16 protein-coding genes are annotated in these 20212 nt (G+C 69.8%); 7 read left to right on the forward strand and 9 right to left on the reverse strand.

Translation table 11 applies throughout. The features are described from left to right. Positions 1 to 89 precede the first annotated feature (89 nt). Genes dxs through K2X73_RS01880 form a run of 3 tightly spaced genes read left to right on the forward strand, consistent with a single transcriptional unit; the run spans position 90 to position 5077 of the window. Positions 90 to 2015 carry a 1-deoxy-D-xylulose-5-phosphate synthase gene (gene dxs / locus K2X73_RS01870; protein WP_294108055.1) on the forward strand — a complete coding sequence of 642 codons (1926 nt, stop codon included), beginning with the start codon at positions 90 to 92 and terminating at the stop codon, positions 2013 to 2015. Continuing rightward, on the forward strand, positions 2012 to 2467 hold the full coding sequence (locus K2X73_RS01875) for a DUF2141 domain-containing protein (RefSeq protein WP_294108057.1): 456 nt from the start codon (positions 2012 to 2014) through the stop codon (positions 2465 to 2467). Before dxs ends, K2X73_RS01875 begins: the two co-directional genes overlap by 4 nt. Positions 2468 to 2476: 9 nt before the next feature. Further along, complete coding sequence (locus K2X73_RS01880) at positions 2477 to 5077, forward strand: MMPL family transporter (RefSeq protein WP_294108059.1); 2601 nt, start codon at positions 2477 to 2479, stop codon at positions 5075 to 5077. 14 nt (positions 5078 to 5091) lie between these two features. Here K2X73_RS01880 and K2X73_RS01885 read toward each other — a convergent pair whose 3' ends face one another. The 4 genes from K2X73_RS01885 to K2X73_RS01900 form a co-directional block, all read right to left on the reverse strand. Then, the gene (locus tag K2X73_RS01885) at positions 5092 to 6021 is read right to left on the reverse strand and encodes a retroviral-like aspartic protease family protein (RefSeq protein WP_294108061.1); all 930 of its coding nucleotides are present in this window, start codon (positions 6019 to 6021) and stop codon (positions 5092 to 5094) included. Positions 6022 to 6084: 63 nt separating this feature from the next. Continuing rightward, positions 6085 to 7401: an ATP-binding protein gene (locus K2X73_RS01890; RefSeq protein WP_294108213.1), complete on the reverse strand. Its 1317-nt coding sequence runs from the start codon at positions 7399 to 7401 to the stop codon at positions 6085 to 6087. A gap of 88 nt (positions 7402 to 7489) precedes the next feature. Next, positions 7490 to 8155 (reverse strand): response regulator transcription factor, encoded by a 666-nt coding sequence (locus K2X73_RS01895; RefSeq protein WP_294108062.1) that lies wholly within the window; start codon positions 8153 to 8155, stop codon positions 7490 to 7492. A gap of 19 nt (positions 8156 to 8174) precedes the next feature. Further along, on the reverse strand, positions 8175 to 8477 hold the full coding sequence (locus tag K2X73_RS01900; RefSeq protein ID WP_294108064.1) for a hypothetical protein: 303 nt from the start codon (positions 8475 to 8477) through the stop codon (positions 8175 to 8177). Between the two features lie 84 nt (positions 8478 to 8561). Here K2X73_RS01900 and K2X73_RS01905 point away from each other — a divergent pair, with 84 nt between their 5' ends. From K2X73_RS01905 to K2X73_RS01915, 3 genes are read left to right on the forward strand one after another with little or no spacing between them, the layout of a single operon-like run. Further along, a complete protein-coding gene (locus K2X73_RS01905; protein WP_294108067.1) occupies positions 8562 to 10343 on the forward strand; it encodes an ABC-F family ATP-binding cassette domain-containing protein in 1782 nt (593 codons plus the stop codon). A 46-nt stretch (positions 10344 to 10389) separates the two neighbouring features. Next, on the forward strand, positions 10390 to 10677 hold the full coding sequence (locus tag K2X73_RS01910) for a ribbon-helix-helix protein, CopG family (RefSeq protein ID WP_294108068.1): 288 nt from the start codon (positions 10390 to 10392) through the stop codon (positions 10675 to 10677). After that, positions 10674 to 10970, forward strand: a complete 297-nt coding sequence (locus K2X73_RS01915; RefSeq protein ID WP_294108069.1) for a type II toxin-antitoxin system RelE/ParE family toxin — start codon at positions 10674 to 10676, stop codon at positions 10968 to 10970. Before K2X73_RS01910 ends, K2X73_RS01915 begins: the two co-directional genes overlap by 4 nt. Positions 10971 to 10974: 4 nt before the next feature. Here the strand turns inward: K2X73_RS01915 and K2X73_RS01920 are convergent, their stop codons facing one another. From K2X73_RS01920 to K2X73_RS01940, 5 genes are all read right to left on the reverse strand, one after another. Continuing rightward, positions 10975 to 11985 (reverse strand): sensor histidine kinase, encoded by a 1011-nt coding sequence (locus tag K2X73_RS01920; RefSeq protein WP_294108071.1) that lies wholly within the window; start codon positions 11983 to 11985, stop codon positions 10975 to 10977. Between the two features lie 97 nt (positions 11986 to 12082). Then, positions 12083 to 14098 (reverse strand): tetratricopeptide repeat protein, encoded by a 2016-nt coding sequence (locus tag K2X73_RS01925; RefSeq protein ID WP_294108073.1) that lies wholly within the window; start codon positions 14096 to 14098, stop codon positions 12083 to 12085. 190 nt (positions 14099 to 14288) lie between these two features. Further along, on the reverse strand, positions 14289 to 15623 hold the full coding sequence (gene prsR / locus K2X73_RS01930) for a PEP-CTERM-box response regulator transcription factor (protein WP_294108074.1): 1335 nt from the start codon (positions 15621 to 15623) through the stop codon (positions 14289 to 14291). After that, on the reverse strand, positions 15620 to 17638 hold the full coding sequence (gene prsK, locus K2X73_RS01935; protein WP_294108076.1) for an XrtA/PEP-CTERM system histidine kinase PrsK: 2019 nt from the start codon (positions 17636 to 17638) through the stop codon (positions 15620 to 15622). Before prsK ends, prsR begins: the two co-directional genes overlap by 4 nt. Beyond that, positions 17635 to 19023, reverse strand: coding sequence for a TIGR03013 family XrtA/PEP-CTERM system glycosyltransferase (locus K2X73_RS01940; protein ID WP_294108077.1), 1389 nt, complete (start codon positions 19021 to 19023; stop codon positions 17635 to 17637). Before K2X73_RS01940 ends, prsK begins: the two co-directional genes overlap by 4 nt. Positions 19024 to 19150: 127 nt before the next feature. Between K2X73_RS01940 and K2X73_RS01945 the strand changes: the two genes are divergently transcribed. After that, entirely contained in the window at positions 19151 to 20200 is a 1050-nt protein-coding gene (locus tag K2X73_RS01945) for a mannose-1-phosphate guanylyltransferase/mannose-6-phosphate isomerase (RefSeq protein ID WP_294108079.1), read from the forward strand. The last annotated feature ends 12 nt before the right edge of the window (positions 20201 to 20212 follow it).

The following is a 20212-nucleotide window of genomic DNA, read 5'->3' on the forward strand; positions in this document are numbered from 1 at the left end:
ACGCCAGCCCCTTGCGGGACATCACGCTGTTTCCCTTTGGTGCCCAATCCGCTAAAGCGCGCCACTTGAACTTTGGGAATTGATGGCGAATGTCGGTTGAACCTAAGACTCCGTTGCTCGATCAGGTGCGTTATCCCGCTGACTTGCGGAAGCTTTCGCCCGAGCAACTGCCCCAGCTCGCCGACGAGCTGCGCCAGGAAGTGATCTCGGCGGTGGGCGTCACCGGGGGCCATCTCGGCTCCGGGCTCGGCGTGGTCGAGCTGACGGTGGCGATCCATTATGTGTTCAACACCCCCGAGGATCGGCTGGTGTGGGACGTGGGCCACCAATGCTATCCGCACAAGGTAATCACCGGCCGGCGCGACCGCATCCGCACGCTGCGCATGGGCGGCGGCCTGTCGGGCTTCACCAAGCGCGCCGAAAGCGAATATGATCCGTTCGGCGCGGCGCACAGCTCGACCTCGATCTCGGCGGCGCTTGGCTTCGCGATCGCCAACAAGCTCAATGACAAGCCCGGCAAGGGCATCGCCGTGATCGGCGACGGCGCGATGTCCGCCGGCATGGCCTATGAGGCGATGAACAACGCGACCGACGCGGGCAACCGCCTGGTCGTGATCCTGAACGACAACGACATGTCGATCGCCCCGCCGGTCGGCGGCCTGTCGGCCTATCTGTCGCGCATCGTCTCCAGCCGCGAATTCCTGGGCTTCCGCGATTTCGCCAAGAAGGTCGCCAAGCGCCTGCCGCGCCCGCTGGCGGAAGGGCTGAAGAAGACCGACGAATTCGCCCGCGGCATGGCGATGGGCGGCACGTTGTTCGAGGAGCTGGGCTTCTATTATGTCGGCCCGATCGACGGGCATAATCTCGATCAGCTCGTCCGCGTGCTCGAAAATGTGCGCGATGCCGAGGAAGGGCCGATCCTGGTCCATGTCGTGACCCAGAAGGGCAAGGGCTATGCCCCTGCCGAGGCCGCGGCGGACAAATATCACGGCGTCCAGAAGTTCGACGTGATCACCGGCGCCCAGCAAAAGGGTCCGCCGGGACCGCCCGCTTACCAGAATGTGTTCGGCGAAACGCTGGCGACGCTCGCCAACAGCGATCCGCGCATCGTCGCGATCACCGCCGCGATGCCCTCGGGCACCGGGGTCGACAAGTTCGCCAAGGCGCACCCCACCCGCTCGTTCGACGTGGGCATCGCCGAGCAGCACGCGGTCACCTTCGCCGCCGGGCTCGCCGCGCAGGGGATGCGGCCGTTCTGCGCGATCTACTCCACTTTCCTGCAGCGCGCCTATGACCAGGTGGTGCACGACGTGGCGATCCAGAACCTGCCGGTGCGCTTCGCGATCGACCGCGCCGGGCTGGTCGGCGCCGATGGCTGCACCCATGCCGGCAGCTTCGACATCACCTACCTCGCCACCCTGCCCAACATGGTGGTGATGGCCGCCGCCGACGAGGCCGAGCTGGTCCACATGACCTACACCGCGGCCGAGTATGACGATGGCCCGATCGCGCTGCGCTATCCGCGCGGCAATGGCGTCGGCGTGCCGCTGCCCGAGGTTCCGCAGAAGCTGGAGATCGGCAAGGGCCGCATCGTGCGCGAGGGCAAGAAGGTCGCGATCCTCTCGCTCGGCACGCGCCTGGCCGAAGCGCTGCGCGCCGCCGACGTGCTCGAGGCGCGCGGGCTGTCGACCACCGTCGCCGATCTTCGCTTCGCCAAGCCGCTCGACGAGGAGCTGATCCGTCGCCTGCTCACCAGCCACGAGGTGGCGATGACGATCGAGGAAGGCGCGGTCGGCGGGCTCGGCGCGCATGTCCTGACCTATGCGAGCGACGCCGGCTTGATCGACGCGGGCCTGAAACTGCGCACGCTGCGTTTACCCGATCGCTTCCAGGATCAGGACAAGCCCGAATTGCAGTATAAGGAAGCCGGGCTAGATGCCGATGCCATCGTCGACCAGGTGCTGAAGGCGCTGCGGTGGAACGAGGGCGCGGTGGAGGAGGAAGCGCGGGCGTGAAGTTTTTCACATGGGCGACCGTGGGGGCGGTCGCACTCGCGGCGCCCGCACTTGGTGCGCGCGGCGGTGAGGGGGATCGGGGGCTGACGCTCACCGTGGCGGTGGACAATGTCCGCGTCGCCAAGGGCGTCGTCCATATCGACCTGTGCCGCGAGGAAGAGTTTCTCAAGGACTGCCCGATCGTATCCGAGGTGCCCGCCGTGAAAGGGCGCACGGTGCTGGTGCTGCACGGGCTGAAGCCCGGCATCTATGCGGTGCAGGCGACGCTCGACGAAAATCACAACGGCCGCGTCGATCGCGGCCTGTTCGGCATCCCCAAGGAAGGCGTCGGCTTTTCGAACGACGCCCCGATCCGGCTCGCCCCGCCGCGCTGGAAAGAGGCGATGTTCGAGCTGCACGATGACAAGAGCATCGCGCTGAAGCTGCGCTACTTCACCGGCGCGCAGAGCTGAGGGGCCACGGTGCGCTCGGCGCAGCAGTTCATCTATCGCGCGGTCGCGTTCAGCGCCGGACGCCCCTGGATGCTGGTCGCGCTGATCGGTCTGCTGACCGCGCTCAGCGCCTGGTTCGCCGCGACCCATTTCGAGATGACGACCGATACCGGCGCGCTCATCTCCAGCAAGGTGCAGTGGCGCCGCGATGAAGCGGCGGTCGACCGTGCCTTTCCGCAGCTGACGCAATCGCTGCTGGTGCTGGTCGACGGCGCGACCCCCGAACTCGCCGAGCGCGGCGCCGCGCGGCTCGCCGAGCGGCTGGCGACCGACAAGGCGCATTTTCGCAACGTCAAGCGCCCCGATGGCGGCCCCTGGTTCGATCGCCAGGGCGTGTTGTTCGGCTCTGTTCCCGAAGTCCGCGAAACGACCCAGGGGCTGATCAAGGCGCAGCCGCTGCTCGGGCCGCTCGCCGCCGATCCCTCGCTGCGCGGGGTGGCGCAGGCGCTCGGCACGGTCGCGACCGGGGTGTCGAACGGCGCGGCGCGGTTCGACGACGCCGATCCCGCGATCGTCGCGCTCGACCAGTCGCTGCGCGCCGCCATCGCCGGCAAGCCCGCCTATTTCTCATGGCAGCGCCTGTTCGCGAGCGGCGGCGGCCCGACCCCGCCGCTGCGCCGGCTGATCCTGACCCGGCCGGTGCTCGATTATACCGATCTGAAGCCCGGCCGCGCCGCGACCGAGGCGATCGAGGCGGCGGCGCGCGCGCTCCAGCTCGACGCGGCGCATGGCGTCCGCGTGCAGGTGACCGGCGAAGTGGCGTTGAGCGACGAGGAATTCTCGACGCTGGAGGAAAATATCGGCTTTGTCGGGCTGGTGATGGCGCTCGCCATGCTCGTCACCTTGTGGTTCGCCACGCGCTCGGTGAAGACCACCGCCGCGATCGTGGTGACGACACTCGCGGGGCTCGTCATCACCACCGGGCTTGGCCTGTTCACGGTCGGCCAGTTCAACCTGATCTCGGTCGCGTTCATCCCGTTGTTCGTGGGGCTCGGCGTCGATTTCGGCATCCAGCTGAGCGTGCGATTCAACGAGGAGCGGCTCGCGGGCCGACGCGTCGACGATGCGCTGAAGGAAGCGGCGTGCGCGCTCGGCGCGCCACTCGCGCTCGCCGCGGGGGCGATCTTCCTCGGCTTCGGCGCGTTCCTGCCGACCTATTATGTCGGCATCGCCGAACTGGGCACGATCGCCGGCATGGGGATGATCGTCGCGCTGGTGCTCGCGGTCACGCTGCTGCCCGCGCTGCTGGTGCTGATGCACCCGGGGCGCCCGCGCCGCGAAGTGGGCTTCGCGGAGGCCGCGCCGCTCGATCGCTGGCTCGCAAGCAACCGCCGCCAGGTGCTGTGGGCGTTCGCGCTGTCGATGCTCGCCAGCATCGCGCTGCTGCCGCTGGTGGTGTTCGATTTCAACCCGATCCACCTGCGCGATCCCAAGGGGCCGGCGATGCACGCACTCGCCGACTTGATGCGCGATCCGCTGCGCACCCCCAATACCATCTATGTGCTGGCGAAAGACGCCGACGACGCCGCCCGCTGGGCGCAGCGCGCCGAAAAGCTGCCCCAGGTCGCGCAAGCGGTATCGATCGACAGCTTCGTGCCCGCCGAGCAGGGCGCCAAGCTCGCGCTGATCGAGGACGCGGCGCTGCTGCTCGACCTGACGCTCAACCCGTTCGACAGCGCCCCGCCGCCCGATGACGGCGAAACCGTCGCCGCGCTGAAGGCGGCGGCGCTCGCGCTCACCCAGGCCGCCGCCGGCAAGCCGGGGTCGGCCAACGCCCATGCCGCCGCGCTCGGCCAGACGCTCGCCCGCCTCGCCGCCGCGCCGATCGCCGCGCGCGACCGGGCGAGCGCGGCGATTATCCCGCCGCTCACGGTGATGCTCGATCAAGCGCGCGCGGTGCTGCGGGCCGAGCCGGTGACCCGCGACACGCTGCCGCGCGAAATCGCCGAGGATTGGGTCGCGGCCGATGGCACCGCGCAAGTGCAGGTGTTCCCCAAGGGCGACAGCAACGACAACCGCGTGCTCGCTGATTTCGTCGTCGCGATGCGCGAGATCGCCCCGCACCTCACCGGCCTGCCCGTTTCGACCCAGGAAGCCGCCAAGACGGTGGCGCGCGCTTTCGTCCAGGCCGGGATCATCGCGTTGGCGCTGGTCAGCTGCCTGTTGTGGCTGGTGCTGCGCGATTGGCGCGAAGTGGCGTTCACGCTCGCGCCGGTGGTGCTCTCGGGCTTCCTGACGCTCGGCACCTGCGTGCTGATCGGGCAGCCGATCAACTTCGCCAACATCATCGCCTTCCCGCTGCTGTTCGGGGTGGGCGTCGCCTTCCACATCTATTTCGTGATGGCGTGGCGCGGCGGCGCGACCGACCTGCTGCAATCGAGCCTCGCGCGCGCGGTGCTGTTCTCCGCGCTCGCGACCGGCAGCGCGTTCGGCGCGCTATGGCTCTCGCGCCATCCGGGCACGGCGAGCATGGGCAAGATCCTGATGATCTCGCTCGCCTGGACATTGGTATGCGCGCTGATCTTCGAGCCCGCGCTGCTCGGCCCGCCGCGCGGGCGCAAGCAGGGCTGAACCGCGCGGCACGCTCAGCGCGGCAGCAGCAGCCGCACTTCGCGGTTTGAGAAGTCGATATCGACCCGCCGAAATAGCCGAAGCGCGTCCATGCCGAGCAGCAAGGCGGGCTTGTCGTCCAGCCCCAGCCGCTTGAACGGCGCCGCATCGGCGAACGCGACCGGCAGATTCTCGAACGTCACCGTCCCGAACCGCACCGCGCCGATCTGGGTATAATCGGCCTTGAGCGTCGCCCCCGTCACCGCCGTCACCGTGACCGGGGTGAGCGTCTCGCGGCGCTTGAGCGCGCGCGCACGCAGCGCCGAATTGCCCATCGACAGCGCCGATCCGGTATCGAGCACCACCCGCACCGTGTGCCCGCGATAGCTCGCATCGGTCACGATCAGCTGGCCGAGCAGGCTCTTGGCCTGGACGACGATCTCGCCCGGCTCGGCATCATATTGGCGGAAGCGCTTGCGCGATGGGCGCACGCTCATCTGGCCGCGCTCGAAATCGATCGAGACCGCGTGGCCCTTCAGCGAATCGAGCCCGAGCAGCCCGGGCGCGCCCAAATCGCGCCCTTCCAGCGAGGGCGCCTCGATCTGTTCGCCGCTGACGCTGCTCATGGTGAGCTTGGGGATGCGCACGGTGTCGACATCGCTGGTGCCGACCATCGCCGTCAGCCGCACCCGCCGCCCCGGCGGTAGCGCGAGCAGGCTGGCGAGCTCGCGCGAGATCACGGTCCGCTCGGCGCCGGTGTCGATGGTGAAGGGATAGGGGCCTTGGCTGCCGATCTTGACCGGCACCGTCATCCGTCCGGGCGCGTCCTGGCCGAGCGCGAGCACCTCATCGGCGGTTGGCGCCGGGGGTTGGGCGCTCGCCGGCTCGGTGCCCGGCGGCGCGCCGGGGTCTTGCCCGCTCGCCGGCAGGGGCAGAAGGACCAGCAGGGCTGCAAGCCAGCGCATCATTGCGTTTTACGCCCGCAAATCAGTCGCGGCAAGATCGGCGCAGCGACCCGGCGCTGGCGCTCATCCCGCGCTCGCCGCCGGCAGCAGCAGCCGCGCGCACAGCCCGCCCAGATCCTCGCTCTCGTCGAGCGTCACCGCGCCCTCATAGATTTCCGCCACGTCGCGCACGATCGCGAGGCCGAGGCCGGTGCCGGGCTTGCCGGTATCGAGCCGCGCGCCGCGATCGAACAGCCGGCCGCGCTCGGCCGGCGGGATGCCCGGCCCGTCATCCTCGACCAGGATTTCGACGAAGCGGTCCACCGCGCGCACCGTCACGAACACGCTGCCACCGCCATATTTGGCGGCGTTCTCGATCAGGTTGCCGAGCAGTTCGTCCAAGTCCTGCCGCTCGACATGCACCCACAAATCCTTCGCGCCATCGGTATCGAAGCGAACCTGCGGATAGAGCCGCGACACCGCGCGCTCGACCGATTCCAGGCTTGGCCACACCGCCGCCCGGCTGTGCGCATGGCCCCGCCGCCCGACCGCGCGGGCGCGGGCGAGGTGGTGATCGACCTGGCGGCGCATCGTCGTCGCCTCGCGGATCACGGTCGGCGCCAGATCGTCGGCGTGCGCCGTCGCCGCGTTCATGATCACGGTGAGCGGGGTCTTGAGCGCGTGCGCCAGGTTGCCGGCGTGGCGCCGGGCTTCCTCGGCCTGGCGCTCGTTATGCTCGATCAGGCCGTTCAGTTCCTCGACCAGCGGCATCACCTCGCGCGGCATCGCCGCGTCGATCCGCTGGCCGGCGCCCGCGCGCAGCCGGGCGATCTCCTCGCGCACCCGGCGCAAGGGACGCAGGCCATAGACGGTCTGGAGCGCGGCGAGCACGATCAGCCCCAGCCCGAGCAACGCGAAACTCGCCCCCAGGATACGGCGGATCGCATTGACCTGCGCGTCGAGCCCCTCGCGGCTTTGCGCCACCTGGAAGCGCCAGCGCACCGGCGACCCCGGCAGCTTGACGTCGCGCTCGACGATGCGCAGCGGTTCATTCGGGAACTGGTCGCTGAAATAGAAATGGACGCCCAGGTCGTTGTGCTTGTCGCCATAAGCGAGCCGGCGATCCCAGAGCGAGCGCGAGGGGAACGCTTCATGCCCCGGCGCGCTCACCTGCCAATAGAGTCCCGAATAGGGCTCCAGGAAGCGCTGGTCGGCGGGTTCGCGGGTGAACAGCACCTGCCCGTCCGAATCGATCTCGGCCGACACGATCAGCGCCGAGTTAAGGACATATTCGAGCTGGCTGTCGAAATTCTGGACGACCGCGTTGGTCAGCACCCGGTCGAGCGCCCACCCACCGCCCGCCAGCAGCAGCGAAATCCAGACGCCCGCGATCAGGATCATCCGCCGGCTGAGCGAGCCGGTGCCCAGTCGCGGCGGCGCCGGTGCCCGCGCGTCCCCCCCGGCGGTGCGTTCGGCCGGGGCGGGCGCGTCAGCCATGCGGCTCCTCTAGGCTGTAGCCGAGCCCGCGGATCGTGGTGATGACATCCTGCCCCAATTTCTTGCGGATGCGGGTGACGAACACTTCGATCGTGTTCGAATCGCGATCGAAATCCTGGTCGTAGATATGCTCGATCAGCTCGGTACGGCTCACCACCTTGCCCTTGTGATGGAGCAGATAGCTCAAGAGCTTATATTCCTGCGCGGTGAGCTTCACCGGCTCGCCCGCCTTGGTGACCTTGCCCGAACGGGTATCGAGCCGGACATCGCCCGCGGTCAGCTCGGACGAGGCATTGCCCGAGGCGCGGCGGATCAGCGCGCGCAGCCGGGCGATCAATTCCTCCGACTGGAAGGGTTTGGCGACATAATCGTCGGCGCCCGCGTCGAGCCCCGCCACCTTGTCCGACCAGCTGTCCCGCGCGGTGAGCACCAGCACCGGCATCACCCGCCCCTCGCGCCGCCAGCGATCGAGCACGGTCAGCCCGTCAATCTCGGGCAGGCCAAGATCGAGCACCACCGCGTCATAGCTTTCGGTCGTGCCGAGGAAATGCCCCTCCTCGCCATCGGTCGCGAGGTCGACGGCATAACCCGCGCCCTCCAGCGTGTTCTTCAACTGCTGGCCCAGGCTCGGTTCGTCTTCCACGATCAGCACGCGCATCGCCGCTCCCCCGCCCTGGTCATTCGCCGCTACGGCCGAGGATGTTGCCGGAATGGCCATCGACCTCGACCCAGATCACATTTCCATTGCGCAGGAATTTGAGCGTGTAAATCCCGCTGCCCGCGTCGAAATCAAAGCCCAGATATTGCGCGCCCGACATGGTGGGCACCACCCGCCGCTCGATGTCGCGCAACGGAAGCAGCCGGCCGGCGCGCATCTGGCTGAACACCTCCTGCCGCTCGCCGCGCTGAAGATCGGCGCGCGCGGGGGCATTCATGCCGGCAAGCGCGGTCGCGATGGCCAGGATCAAGCGATACCTCATTCACGCTGCTGTAGCGGGGGCGCATTGAATAGCCAATGAATGGTGCCCTTGCCGCCGCGTCGGCGGCCCCCTAACCGGGCGGGCATGGCGGCTCCTGTTCTTTCCTATGAAAATCTCGGCCTCGTCCAGGACGCGGGGTGGCTGTTCCGCGGTCTCGATCTGCATATCGGCGCGCGCGATCGGCTCGCGCTGATCGGGCGCAACGGCGCGGGCAAGACGACGCTCCTCAAGCTCATCGCCGGGCGGATCGAGGCCGATGAAGGGCGGCGGACCATCCAGCCGGGGGTGCGCGTGGTACTGCTCGAGCAGGACCCCAGCGTCGCCGGGTGCGCCACGCTGCTCGATTTCGTGCTCGGCGGCGCCGATGCGCCCGCCCGGCACGAGGCGGAGGCGATCGCCGATCAGCTCGGCATCGATCTTGCCCGTGATGCCGCCACCGCCTCGGGCGGCGAGCGGCGGCGCGCGGCGATCGTGCGCGCGCTGGCGCAGGAGCCCGATGTGCTGCTGCTCGACGAGCCGACCAACCATCTCGATATCGGCGCGATCGATTGGCTCGAAGGCTGGCTGGGGCGCTTCACCGGGGCGTTCATCACCATCAGCCACGACCGCGCGTTCCTCACCAACCTCACCCGGCAGACCTTGTGGCTCGATCGCGGGGCGTTGCGGCGCAGCGAGATCGGTTTCGGCGGGTTCGAGGCGTGGACCGAGCAGGTGTACGCCGAGGAAATCCGCGCCGCCGAGCGGCTCGACGCGAAGCTGAAGATCGAGGAGCATTGGCTGCTGCGCGGCGTTACCGGGCGGCGGCGGCGCAACCAGGGCCGGCTGGCGAAGCTGAAGGAAATGCGCGCTGCGCGCGCGGCGATGCTGGGGCCGCAAGGCGCCGCCGCGCTCACCACCGCCGCCGATGACGTGAAGACCAAGACCGTGATCGACGCCGAGCATGTCACCAAGCGGTTCGGCGAGCGCACCATCATCCGCGACTTTTCGCTGCGGGTGCAGCGCGGCGACCGGATCGGCATTGTCGGTAGGAACGGCGCGGGCAAGACGACGCTGCTCCGCCTGCTCACCGGCGAACTCGCCCCCGATGAAGGACGAGTGGGCCTCGCCAAGACGCTGAGCGGGGTGGTGATCGACCAGCAACGCACGCTGATGGCGCCCGAAAAGCGCGTGCGCGACGTGCTGGCGGACGGCGGCGACTGGATCGAGGTGCTGGGCACCAAGAAGCATGTCGCCGGCTATCTGAAGGAATTCCTGTTCGATCCGAACCTGGCCGACGCGAAGGTCGGCACGCTGTCGGGCGGCGAGCGCTCGCGGCTGTTGCTCGCGCGCGAATTCGCCCGGCGATCGAACCTGCTGGTGCTCGACGAACCGACCAACGATCTCGATCTGGAAACGCTCGATCTGCTCCAGGAAGTGATCGCGGATTATGAAGGCACGGTGCTGATCGTCAGCCACGACCGCGATTTCCTCGACCGCACGGTGACGGTGACGCTGGGCTTGGATGGCTCGGGCCATGTCGATGTGATCGCCGGCGGCTATGCCGATTGGGAGGCGAAACGCCGCGCCGCCCCCGCCGCCAAGCGGGCGTCGCCCAAGGCAGCGCCCGCCGCGCCGCCGCCACCCCCGCCGGCGCGGGTGAAGCTGAGCTACAAGGATCAGCGCGATTATGATCTGCTGCCGGCGCGGATCGAGGCGCTCGACGCCGCCATCGCCCGCGACGAGGCGGCGCTCGCCGACCCCGCGCTCTACGCGCGCGATCCGAAGAAGTTCGCGGCGCTGACCGACGCCATCGCCGCCGCCCGCGCGGAGAAGGAAGCAGCGGAACTGCGCTGGCTGGAACTGGCGGAGTTGGTGGAAGGGGCGTGACGCGCCCGGGCGGCGCTGCTACCGATACCGTCGAAGGAGCCTTGGGATGACCGGTTTCCGCAAGATCACCGTCGCCTTGAGCGAAGAGCTCGCCGCCGCGCTCGATGCCGCGGTCGAGCGCGGCGATTACCCGACGACGGGCGAGATCGTGCGCGAGGCGCTGAACCAATGGCAGCGCCAGCGCCGCTTGCGCGACGACGAGATCGCCGAACTCCGCCGGTTGATCCAGGAGGGGCTGGATAGCGGGCCGGCAGTCGAGGGCAACTTCGACGTCGAGGACATCAAGCGGCGCGGTCGCGCCAAACTGGCAGAGCTTCGCGCCGCCGAACAATGAAGATCAGGCGCCTGCCCGAAGCGATCGCGGACGTCGACGCGATCTTTGCCTTCATTGCGCAAGACAATTTGCCAGCCGCCGACCGGATGGTGGAGCGTATCGCCAAGGCGCTCGATAGGGTTGCCGATTTTCCTGCAAGCGGCGCCCTTCGCCCCGACGCCGGCATCAACATTCGCGGTGTCAATGTCGGCGTCTACGTCGTTTACTACCGGATCATCGATGACGTGATCGAGGTGGTCCGCGTGTTGCACGGCGCGCGTGATATCCGGCGGCTGGACGACAGCTTCAGCTGATCCCTCACGCCTCCATCGCGATCACCGTCCGGGTGCCCTGGGCGCCGGTTTCCACCTGCACCGTGCCGCGTGCCTGGCGGGCGAAGGCTTCGACCAGCCGCGTGCCGAGCCCGCCCTCGCGCCGCTCCTCGGGGTCGCGCGGGGCGAAGCCGGTGCCGTTATCCGCGACGCTCAGGAGCCAGCCGCCAGAGACGGTGGAGAAGCCGACCATGATCTCGCCGTGGTCGCGCCCCTCGAAGGCGTGCTTCGCCGCGTTGGTGACGAGTTCGTTGACGATCAACCCGATCGATACCGCCCGGTCGCGCGGCAGCTGCGCCGCGTCCGCCGAACAGCTGATGCGGATGCGGTCCCCCAGCACCAGCGCGCGGCCCAGCGCCTGGCAGAGTTCGTTCAGATAATCGGCGATCTGCACCGCCTCCACCCCCGGCGTGCCGCGATAGAGGTGGCGGTGAGCGCGGGCGATGCTTTCCACCCGCGCGAGCGCCGCCGAAAGCGCCGCCGCCGTGGCCGGATCGGCGCCGCGCTTCTGCAGTTCCAGCAGGCTCGCGACCACGGCGAAGTTGTTCTTCACCCGGTGCTCGAACTCGGCGAGGAACAGGTCGCGCTCGGCGATCTGGCGGTCGCGCTCCCGCGCGGCGGCGCGCACCGCGCGGCGGAAAACGTCGGCGAGCGCCAAGGTCACCAGGCCCGAAAGCACGACCACGATCATCGTCGCGCCCCAATGCGGATCGGGCAGCAGCAGCGTGGAATAACGCGGCACCAGCACCAGCCAGGTGAAGCAGGTCGCGACGACCAGAGTCACCAGCCCCGCCAGCCCGCCCCCGGCCAGCGTCGCGACCATCACCGCCGGCGGGATCAGCGCGAACGGCACCACCCCCGGCAAGGCAAGATCGAGCGCGATCCGCACCAGCCCGGCGATCCCCGCGCAGATCAAGCCGACCCCGATCGCGCCGAGCCAGCGCGGCAGCCACGGCGCGAACGTCGCGGCAAGATCGGTTTCGATGATGCGGCCCATGCTCCCTTGTAGCATCACCGCGTTACGGTCGCGACTTTGTCAAATCGCGTTGGGGTGTTTTGAGCCTCGTTGGCCTGGTTTCGCGGCCAGTCGCCGCTCAGCCGCGCCGTAGCGTCGCGAGCAGCGCGGCGGCCCCGGCGCGATCGGCGAAGCCGGGCTTGGCGAGCAGCGCCGCGATCCGCTTGCTCGCCTCGGCCCGCGCGCCGCTCGCCGCCTCCGCCTGGGCGAGGTGCCAGGCGATGCCGGTCTCGCCCGGCGCGAGCGCGGCCGCCTTGCGCAGCAGCTCGGTCGCCTGCGGCAGCGCCTCGCCCTGGAACAGCACCCAGCCATAGGCATCGGCCACCGCCGGGTTCATCGGCTGCAGGCGGTAGGCGGCGGCGGCATAGAGCTCGGCGACATCGTCCTGATCGTCGCCGGCATAAGCGAGCGCGAGTTCAGCGAGCAGCGCCGCGTCGCGGTTGCCAAGCTCGTCGCGCAACCCCTCCAGGCTGTCGATCGCGGCATCCCAATCCTCGGCGGCGAGCTGCCAGTGCGCGACCAGCCGGCGCGCGGCGATGTTGCCCGGATGCTGCGCCAGGAACAGCGCGGCGACGGTCGCGGCCTTGTCCGCCGCGCGCATCGCGACCAGCGCTTCGACCGAGCGCAGCATCGTCGGCTCGTCGAAGCGCAGGCTGGCGGCACGGGCATAAGCGGTGGCGGCATCGGCGGGCTTGCCGAGGCTCATCAGCACGTCGCCGACCAGCAGATGCGCCTGCGGCACCCCGGGGTAGCGCGTGGCGAGATCGCGCGCCTTGGTGAGCGCGGCGGCCTTGTCACCCTTGAACAATTCGCCGCGCAGCGCCTCCACCTGCACCACCGGATCGCCCGGCGCGCGCTCGGCGGCCTGGCGCAGCGTCGCGAGCGGGTCGTCGGTGCCGAATTGCAGCGCCGGGGCGCTCACCGGCAGCGCGGCGCGATCGAGATAGGTCGCCGCCCAGTCGCGCTCGCCCTGCGCCTCGAACGCGCGCGCGACGAGCATCAGGCTGTAGCTGTCGGCATCGGCGCGCAGCGCGAGCGGGCGCAACGTGGCGAGCGCGCCCTGCGTGTCGCCGCTGTCGAGCAGCGCCGCGCCGAGCAGCCGGCGCGCGGGCAGGTTCATCGGCGCCATGCCGACGACCGCGCGCCATTTCTCGATCGCCTGCTGGGTCGCGCCATCGGCGAAATCGAGAATGCCGGCGAGCAGCAGCGGCCCCGGCTGGCCATCGAGCCCGCCGCCGCTCTTTTGCAGCAGCGCGCGCGCCAGTTCGTTATTGCCCGCGCGCGCGGCGAGCACCGCTTGCAGGTAGAGCGCGCGCGGACTGCCCGGGCGCGCCTCCAGCGCGCGGCGCGTGGCGGCGAGCATCGCCTGGTAGCGTCCGGCATCGCCCAGCGTCGCCGCATAGTCGATCAGGATGTCGTGCCGCCACGGATCGACCTTCAGCGCCGCTTCGTACCAGGGGAGCGCGGCGATCAGGCCATATTGGCCGCGCACCAGCTCCGCCTTGATCGCGAGCGCATCGGGATCACGCGGGGCGAGCGCCAGCGCGCGGGCCGTGGCGGTGATGGCGCCACCGACATCGCCGGTCTGGAGCCGCACCCGGCCGAGATCGGTCCAGCCGCGCGCATCCTTGCCATCGGCGGCCTCCAGCACCTCGGCGAGCAGCGCCTGCGCCTGGGGGAGCGCGCCCTTGGCGGCGAGCGCGCGCGCGGCGACGCGCAGCGCATAGGCGCCATAGGTGTCGGGCGCCTTCGCCGCCTCCTTCAGCGCGCGATCGGGGCTGCCCTGGAGCAGCAGCGCCTCGGCGCGGAGCTGATGGAGCTTGGCGGGATCGAACCCCGCCCCCTTGGCGCGATCGAGCGCGGCTTCGGCCGCCGCGCCCTCGCCCAGCGCGAGATAGGCGCGGGCGAGCACGGCTTGCGCCAGCCCCCAGCTCGGATCGGAGCGCGTCGCTTTCAGCGCCCAGCTGCGCGCGGCGGTCGCCTCGCCGCGACCGAACAGCATGAGCGCCTTGGCGAGCTGGCGGCGGGCGAGCGCGGGATCGGCCTCGGCGGTCCGCGGCAGAAGCAACAGCGCGGCCAGGGCGAGCGCGACCACGCCCGCGAACGCCAGCAGCGCGAAAGCACGCCTTCTCGAAAAAACATGGCCCCAGATGCCGCCGTCACCCGGGGCTTGACCCGGGGTCCCGCTTCTTCGCGACCGTCGCAAGGGAGCGGGACCCCGGCTCGGGGGCCGGGGTGACGACAGGTCTGGCGACGGGGCGTCATGCCCACCATGTGGCGTGGCGCTAGGCATGGATGTCATAGCTCTTCAGCAGGTCATAGAGCGTCGGGCGGCTGATCCCGAGCAGCTTGGCGGTGTTACTGATGTTGCCGCTCGCCCGCGCGAGCGCCTGGGTGATCGCGGCACGATCCGCCGCCTCGCGCACCGCCTTCAGGTTGAGCGGCTCGGCGGCGTCGGGCGCGGCGAGGTCGAGATCGGCGGCGGTCACCTTCTTGCCCTCGGCCATGATCACCGCGCGCTTCACCCGGTTCTCCAGCTCGCGGACATTGCCCGGCCAGCGCCACGCCGCGATCGCCGCCGCCGCATCGGGCGCGAGCCCGGTCACCGCCGAGCTCATGGTCTTGGCATATTTGGCGATGAAGTGCCGCGCGAGCAGCAACGCGTCGCCCGGCCGCTCGGCGAGCGCGGGGATGCGCACCACGATCTCGGCGAGGCGGTAATAAAGATCCTCGCGGAAGGTTTCGGCGGCGACCATCGCCTCCAGATTGCGGTGGGTCGCGCAGACGATGCGGGTATCGACCGGGATCGCCTTGCGCCCACCGATCCGCTCGATCACGCGCTCCTGCAGGAAGCGCAGCAGCTTCACTTGCAAGGGCAGCGGAATGTCGCCCACTTCGTCCAGGAACAGGGTGCCGCCCTGCGCCGCCTCGATCTTGCCCTCGGTGGTCTTCACCGCGCCGGTGAAGGCGCCTTTTTCGTGCCCGAACAGCTCGGATTCGAGCAGCGTCTCGGGGATCGCGGCGCAGTTGATGGCGACGAACGCGCCCTTGCGGCGGCTGCCGTCGTGCAGCGCGCGGGCGAGCAGTTCCTTGCCGGTGCCGCTCGCGCCGAGCAGCATCACCGAGACATCGGCGGCGGCGACGCGCTCGACGGTGCGCAGCACCTTCTGCATCGCCTCGCTCGCGGTGATGATCCCACCCACGCCGGCCGGCGCGCTGGTCGCGAGGCGGTGATTCTCGGCCTCCAGCGCATGGACGTGGAAGGCGCGCGCGACGATCAGCCCCAGCGCGTCGATGTCGATCGGCTTTTGATAAAAGTCCCACGCCCCTTCGGCGATCGCGCGCAACGCGCTGTCGCGCGCGCCGTGGCCGGAGGCGACGATCACCTTGGTATCGGGCTTCAGCCGCAAGATGTCGGCAAGCGTCGCGAAACCCTCGCTCACCCCGTCGGGATCGGGCGGAAGGCCGAGATCGAGCGTCACCACCGCCGGCTCGTGCGCGCGCAAAGCCTCGATCGCGCCGGCGCGGTCGGCGGCGGTCAGCACCTCATAGCCCTCATAGGCCCAGCGCAATTGCCGCTGGAGCCCCAGATCATCCTCGACGATCAGCAGTTTCTTCATGCCGCCGCCTCCAGCGCCGGGGCGCGCGGCAGCAGCACGCGAAAGCAGGTGCCCGCCCCTTCGCGGCTTTCGACCTCGACCCGCCCGCCCATCGCCTCGGCGAGCTGGCGCGCCTCATAGGCGCCGAGGCCGAAGCCGCCGGGTTTGCGCGAGACGAACGGCTTGAACAGCTGGTCGCGGATGAACGCCGCGCTCATCCCCGCGCCCTGGTCGACCACCTCGATCGACACGGCGCCGGATGCCATGCCCACCCGCACCGCGATCGGCGCGCCCGCCGGGCTCGCCTCGACCGCGTTCTGCAGCAGATGGCCGAGCAATTGCTCAAGCCCCGCCGGATCGGCGAGCGCGAGCGCGTCCACGCCCACCACCTCGATCGGGTGCTGCGCGCGGCGGCGCAGCGCCACCCGCTCGGCGAGCGCGCGCACCGCCACCGGCACCGGCGGCTCGGGCGGCGCGCGGTGATGCTGGGAGAGGCGCGCGAGCAGCTCGGTCATCCGGCTGGCGGAATCGTTCAGCGTCGCGATCATGTCGGCGCGAAAGGCGGGGTTGTCGGCATGGCGCTCGGCGTTGCGCGCGACCAGCGTCAACTGGCTCACCAGATTCTTGATGTCGTGCAGGATGAAGGCGAAGCGGCGGTTGAACTCGTCGAACCGCTGCGCCTCGGCGAGCGCCGCCTGCGCGCGCGCCTCGGCGAGATAGCTCGCGACCTGCCGCCCGGCGAGGCGCAGCAGATCGAAATCCTCCCAATCGGGTGCGCGATCGATCGCGGGCCGCGCGAGCAGGATCGCGCCGGTCAGCTTGCCGAAATGGAGCAGCGGCACCAGCAGCCACGCCTCGGGCAGCGCGCGCCACGCGGCGGGCAGGGCGGCGGCTTCGCGCGGATCGCTGGCCGGCTGATCGAAGGCGACGATATGGCCCGTCGCCTCCAAAAACGCAGGGAGCGCCTCGTCGGTCGGCGGCACTGGCGCGTCCCACCGCCAGCGCGCGCCCATGCCGAGCCCCGCGCCCTCGGGCATCAGCAGCACCCCGGCGGGCGAATCGACCAGATTGGCGACCGCCTGGACGATGCGCTCCTCGAGCGGCGCGGCATCCTCGCCGGGGCGGCCGAGCGTGTCGGTGAAGCGCAGCCAGGCGGCGCGATAATCATAGCGGTGCGCGAACAGATGCTTGGCGAGCTTCACGCGCAGCCAGGCACGCAGCCAGGGGGTGGAGAGCAAGGCGAGCAGCGCGGCGCTGCTGCCGAACACGAACGCGGTCTGGATCGGGCGCGCCTGCGCGCCGCCGATCGCCGCGAGCCCGCGCGTCGCCAGCACCATCGCGACGACGTAGAGCAGCACCGCGACCAGCGCGAGCGACTGATAGGTTACCGTGCGCGAGGGACGCAGCCGCCACGCGCCGTCGCGGTGGACGGCGAGCGCGAACAGCGGCGCGATCAGCGCGATCAGCCAGCCGCGCGCGGCGACCAGCTCGACCGGCCATGCCTCCCCGACATAGGCCGCGAGATAGACGGCGCCATCCGCCGCCCACATCCCGGCGAGCGCGACCGGCACCAGCCGCACCCCGCCGCGCTGCGCCGGACCCATCGCCAGATGCAGGTGATGCACCAGCAGCAGCGCGCCGATCGAAACCATCATCGCCAGCGCCGCGCGCCCGGCGTCGACCGCCGGCAGCGCCGCCGCCGGCACGCCCGCGCCAAGCAGCGCCAGCGCCCCGCCCGTGATCGCGGTCAGCGCGACGACGCCGTAAACGATCAGGATCATCCCCGCCTCGGGCGCGCTGCGATCGCGCCGCGCCAGCGCGAACATGAACCCCAGCCAGGCGAGATCGCGCGCGGTTTCGGCGAGCTGGGTCGCGAGATCATGGGTGCCGATCCCGGCGGCCGCCAGTCCCCACAGGGCGGTGAGCAGTTGCGCGGCGATCAGCACGCGGCGCGGCAGGCCGCTGCCCCCGCGCCACTGGCCGAGCGCGAGCAGCGCGAAGAACAGCGCCGCCAGCGCGTGGCCCCACAGGATCATCGCGCGCCTTCCGGGAAGATCACGACGCGGATCGTCTGCAACAGGATCAGCAGATCGAGGAAGGGCGAGTAATTCTTCGCGTAATAAAGATCATATTCCAGCTTCTGGCGCGCATCCTCGATCGAGGCGCCATAGGGATAGTTGATCTGCGCCCAGCCGGTGATGCCGGGCTTCACCATGTGGCGCTCGGCATAATAAGGCAGCTGCTGTTCCAGATCCTCGACGAATTGCGGGCGTTCGGGGCGCGGGCCGACGAAGCTCATCTCGCCCTTCAGCACGCTCCATGCCTGGGGCAGCTCGTCGATGCGCAGCTTGCGGATGATGCGGCCGACGCGGGTGATGCGCGGATCGTCCTTTTCGGCCCACACCGCCTTGCCCGCGACTTCGGCGTCCTGCCGCATCGAGCGCAATTTGACGATGTCGAACCCCTGGCCGAACAGCCCGACGCGGCGCTGGCGGTAGAAGACCGGGCCTTTGCTCTCCAGCTTGATCGCGATCGCCGTCACCAGCATCAGCGGCAGCGTCAACGCCAGCAGCAGCAGCGAGGCGACGATGTCGAACAGGCGCTTGAACACGCCCGACACCATCCGCCCGGACGAGAAACCGTCGGAAAAGATCAGCCAACTGGGATTGACGCTGTCGAGATCGACGCGGCCCGTCTCGCGCTCAAGGAAGGTCGAGATTTCGTTGACATGGACGCCGGTGGTCTTGATCCGCAGCAAGTCCTTCAGCGGCAGCGAGTTGCGCCGCTCCTCCAGCGCCAGCACGACCTCGCTCGCGTTCAAGAGCACGACATGATCGGCGAGGTTGTAGATGGCGTCGCGCGCGATCGCCTCGGGGATCACGCGGTTGCCCTCGCTCATCGCGACATAGCCGACGACGACGAACCCCGCCCCCGGCCGCCGCGCGAGCTGCTTCAGCCGCTCCGCGCGGGCGCCGGCGCCCAGCACCACGATCCGCCGCTTGAACGCCTGGCTGCCGAGCGTCTTGCCAAGCAGCACGCGCAAGCCGATCAGCCCGACGATCGCGAAGCCCATCGCGTAAACGAGCTTGGAGCGCCAGATTTCCAGATCGGGCACCAGGAAGAAGATCGCCGCCTGGCCGATCACCCCCAGCGACACCGCGACGAGCAGCCGCGCGGTCGCCACGCGCAAGGATTGCAGCGCGTCGGCGCCATAGGCCCCCAGCGCGACCATCGCCACCCACAGCGTCAGCGCGAAGGTGATGAGCTGCGGCAGGCGCGTCGCGATCGGCGTCACCGGATCGCCGATCTGCCCGGTGCGCACCACCCAGCCAGCCTCGGCGGCGGTGAACAGCACCACCAGGTCGAGCAACCCCAGCAGCAGCACTGCGTTGGGCACGTAATGCTTGAAGAGCCTGATCATCGCGGACGCCGGTCTAGCGCCAAGATGTAAACAAAACCGACACGTATTCTTGCCGCCGCGCCGTTTCTTTGTCGTGCTTACGCGGCTAAGGGCGACAGCGGCGGGGCAAAGGAGTTTTTCCGACGATATGACGAAGCGGATTGTCCCCGTGATCCTGTCCGGCGGCGCCGGCACCCGGCTGTGGCCGATGTCGCGCCCGGAAAACCCCAAGCAGCTGCTCGCGCTCACCGCCGAGGAGACGATGCTCCAGCTCACCGCGCGACGCACAGCGGGGCAGGCGCGGTTCGGGGCGCCGATCGTCGTCGCCAACGCCTTCCATGCCGAGGCGATCGAGGCGCAGCTCGGCGCGGTCGAGGCGCACGCCGCCCAGCTAATCCTGGAGCCGATGGGGCGCAACACCGCCCCCGCGATCGCGCTCGCCGCGGTCGCCGCCGGGGCCGACGAGACCCCCATCCTGGTGATGCCGAGCGACCATGTGATCGAGGATGTCGCCGCCTTCCATGCCGCGATCGAGCGCGCCTTGCCGTGTGTCGAGGCGGGCTGGCTGGTGACCTTCGGCATCACGCCGACCGGGCCCGAGACCGGCTATGGCTATATCGCCGCCGGGGAAGAGGTCGCCCCGGGCGTCCACCGGGTCGAGCGCTTCGTGGAGAAACCCGCGCGCCCCGCCGCCGAGGCGATGCTGGCGGCGGGCGGCCATTATTGGAACGGCGGCATCTTCCTGTTCCGCGCCGATCTCTACCTTGCCGCGCTCGGCCAGCACGCGCCGGCGATGCTCGTCGCCACGCAACAGGCGATGGACCGCGCCCGCACCGAGGGCAGGCGCGTCTATCCCGATGCCGACGCCTTTGCCGCGAGCCCGGCCGATTCGATCGACTATGCGGTGATGGAAAAGGCCGATCGCGTCGCCTGCGTGCCCGTCAGCATGGGCTGGTCGGACATTGGCAGCTGGGACGCGCTCCACGCCATTTCCGCGTGCGACGGCCAGGGCAATGCCTGCCGGGGCGACGTGGTCGCGCTCGACACGGTCGATTGCCTGATCCGATCGGACGGCATCCGTATCGCCGCGGTCGGCGTGCAAGACCTCATCATCGTCGCCAGCGGCAACGACGTGCTGGTGCTGCCGCGCGGCCGATCGCAGGAAGTGAAGCGCCTGCTGGAGGCGATGAAGGGCTGAGAGTCTGGCTGG

This window comes from Sphingomonas sp., from assembly GCF_019746665.1.
Lineage (GTDB): Bacteria > Pseudomonadota > Alphaproteobacteria > Sphingomonadales > Sphingomonadaceae > Sphingomonas.

Coding starts and splice junctions, on each gene's coding strand:
- dxs (WP_294108055.1), top strand. CDS start 90: ATGTCGGTTGAACCTAAGACTCCGTTGCTCGATCAGGTGCGTTATCCC.
- K2X73_RS01885 (WP_294108061.1), bottom strand. CDS start 6,021: ATGCGCTGGCTTGCAGCCCTGCTGGTCCTTCTGCCCCTGCCGGCGAGC.
- K2X73_RS01890 (WP_294108213.1), bottom strand. CDS start 7,401: ATGATCCTGATCGCGGGCGTCTGGATTTCGCTGCTGCTGGCGGGCGGT.
- K2X73_RS01895 (WP_294108062.1), bottom strand. CDS start 8,155: ATGCGCGTGCTGATCGTGGAAGACGAACCGAGCCTGGGCCAGCAGTTG.
- K2X73_RS01900 (WP_294108064.1), bottom strand. CDS start 8,477: ATGAGGTATCGCTTGATCCTGGCCATCGCGACCGCGCTTGCCGGCATG.
- K2X73_RS01905 (WP_294108067.1), top strand. CDS start 8,562: ATGGCGGCTCCTGTTCTTTCCTATGAAAATCTCGGCCTCGTCCAGGAC.
- K2X73_RS01910 (WP_294108068.1), top strand. CDS start 10,390: ATGACCGGTTTCCGCAAGATCACCGTCGCCTTGAGCGAAGAGCTCGCC.
- K2X73_RS01915 (WP_294108069.1), top strand. CDS start 10,674: ATGAAGATCAGGCGCCTGCCCGAAGCGATCGCGGACGTCGACGCGATC.
- K2X73_RS01920 (WP_294108071.1), bottom strand. CDS start 11,985: ATGGGCCGCATCATCGAAACCGATCTTGCCGCGACGTTCGCGCCGTGG.
- prsR (WP_294108074.1), bottom strand. CDS start 15,623: ATGAAGAAACTGCTGATCGTCGAGGATGATCTGGGGCTCCAGCGGCAA.
- prsK (WP_294108076.1), bottom strand. CDS start 17,638: ATGATCCTGTGGGGCCACGCGCTGGCGGCGCTGTTCTTCGCGCTGCTC.
- K2X73_RS01940 (WP_294108077.1), bottom strand. CDS start 19,023: ATGATCAGGCTCTTCAAGCATTACGTGCCCAACGCAGTGCTGCTGCTG.
- K2X73_RS01945 (WP_294108079.1), top strand. CDS start 19,151: ATGACGAAGCGGATTGTCCCCGTGATCCTGTCCGGCGGCGCCGGCACC.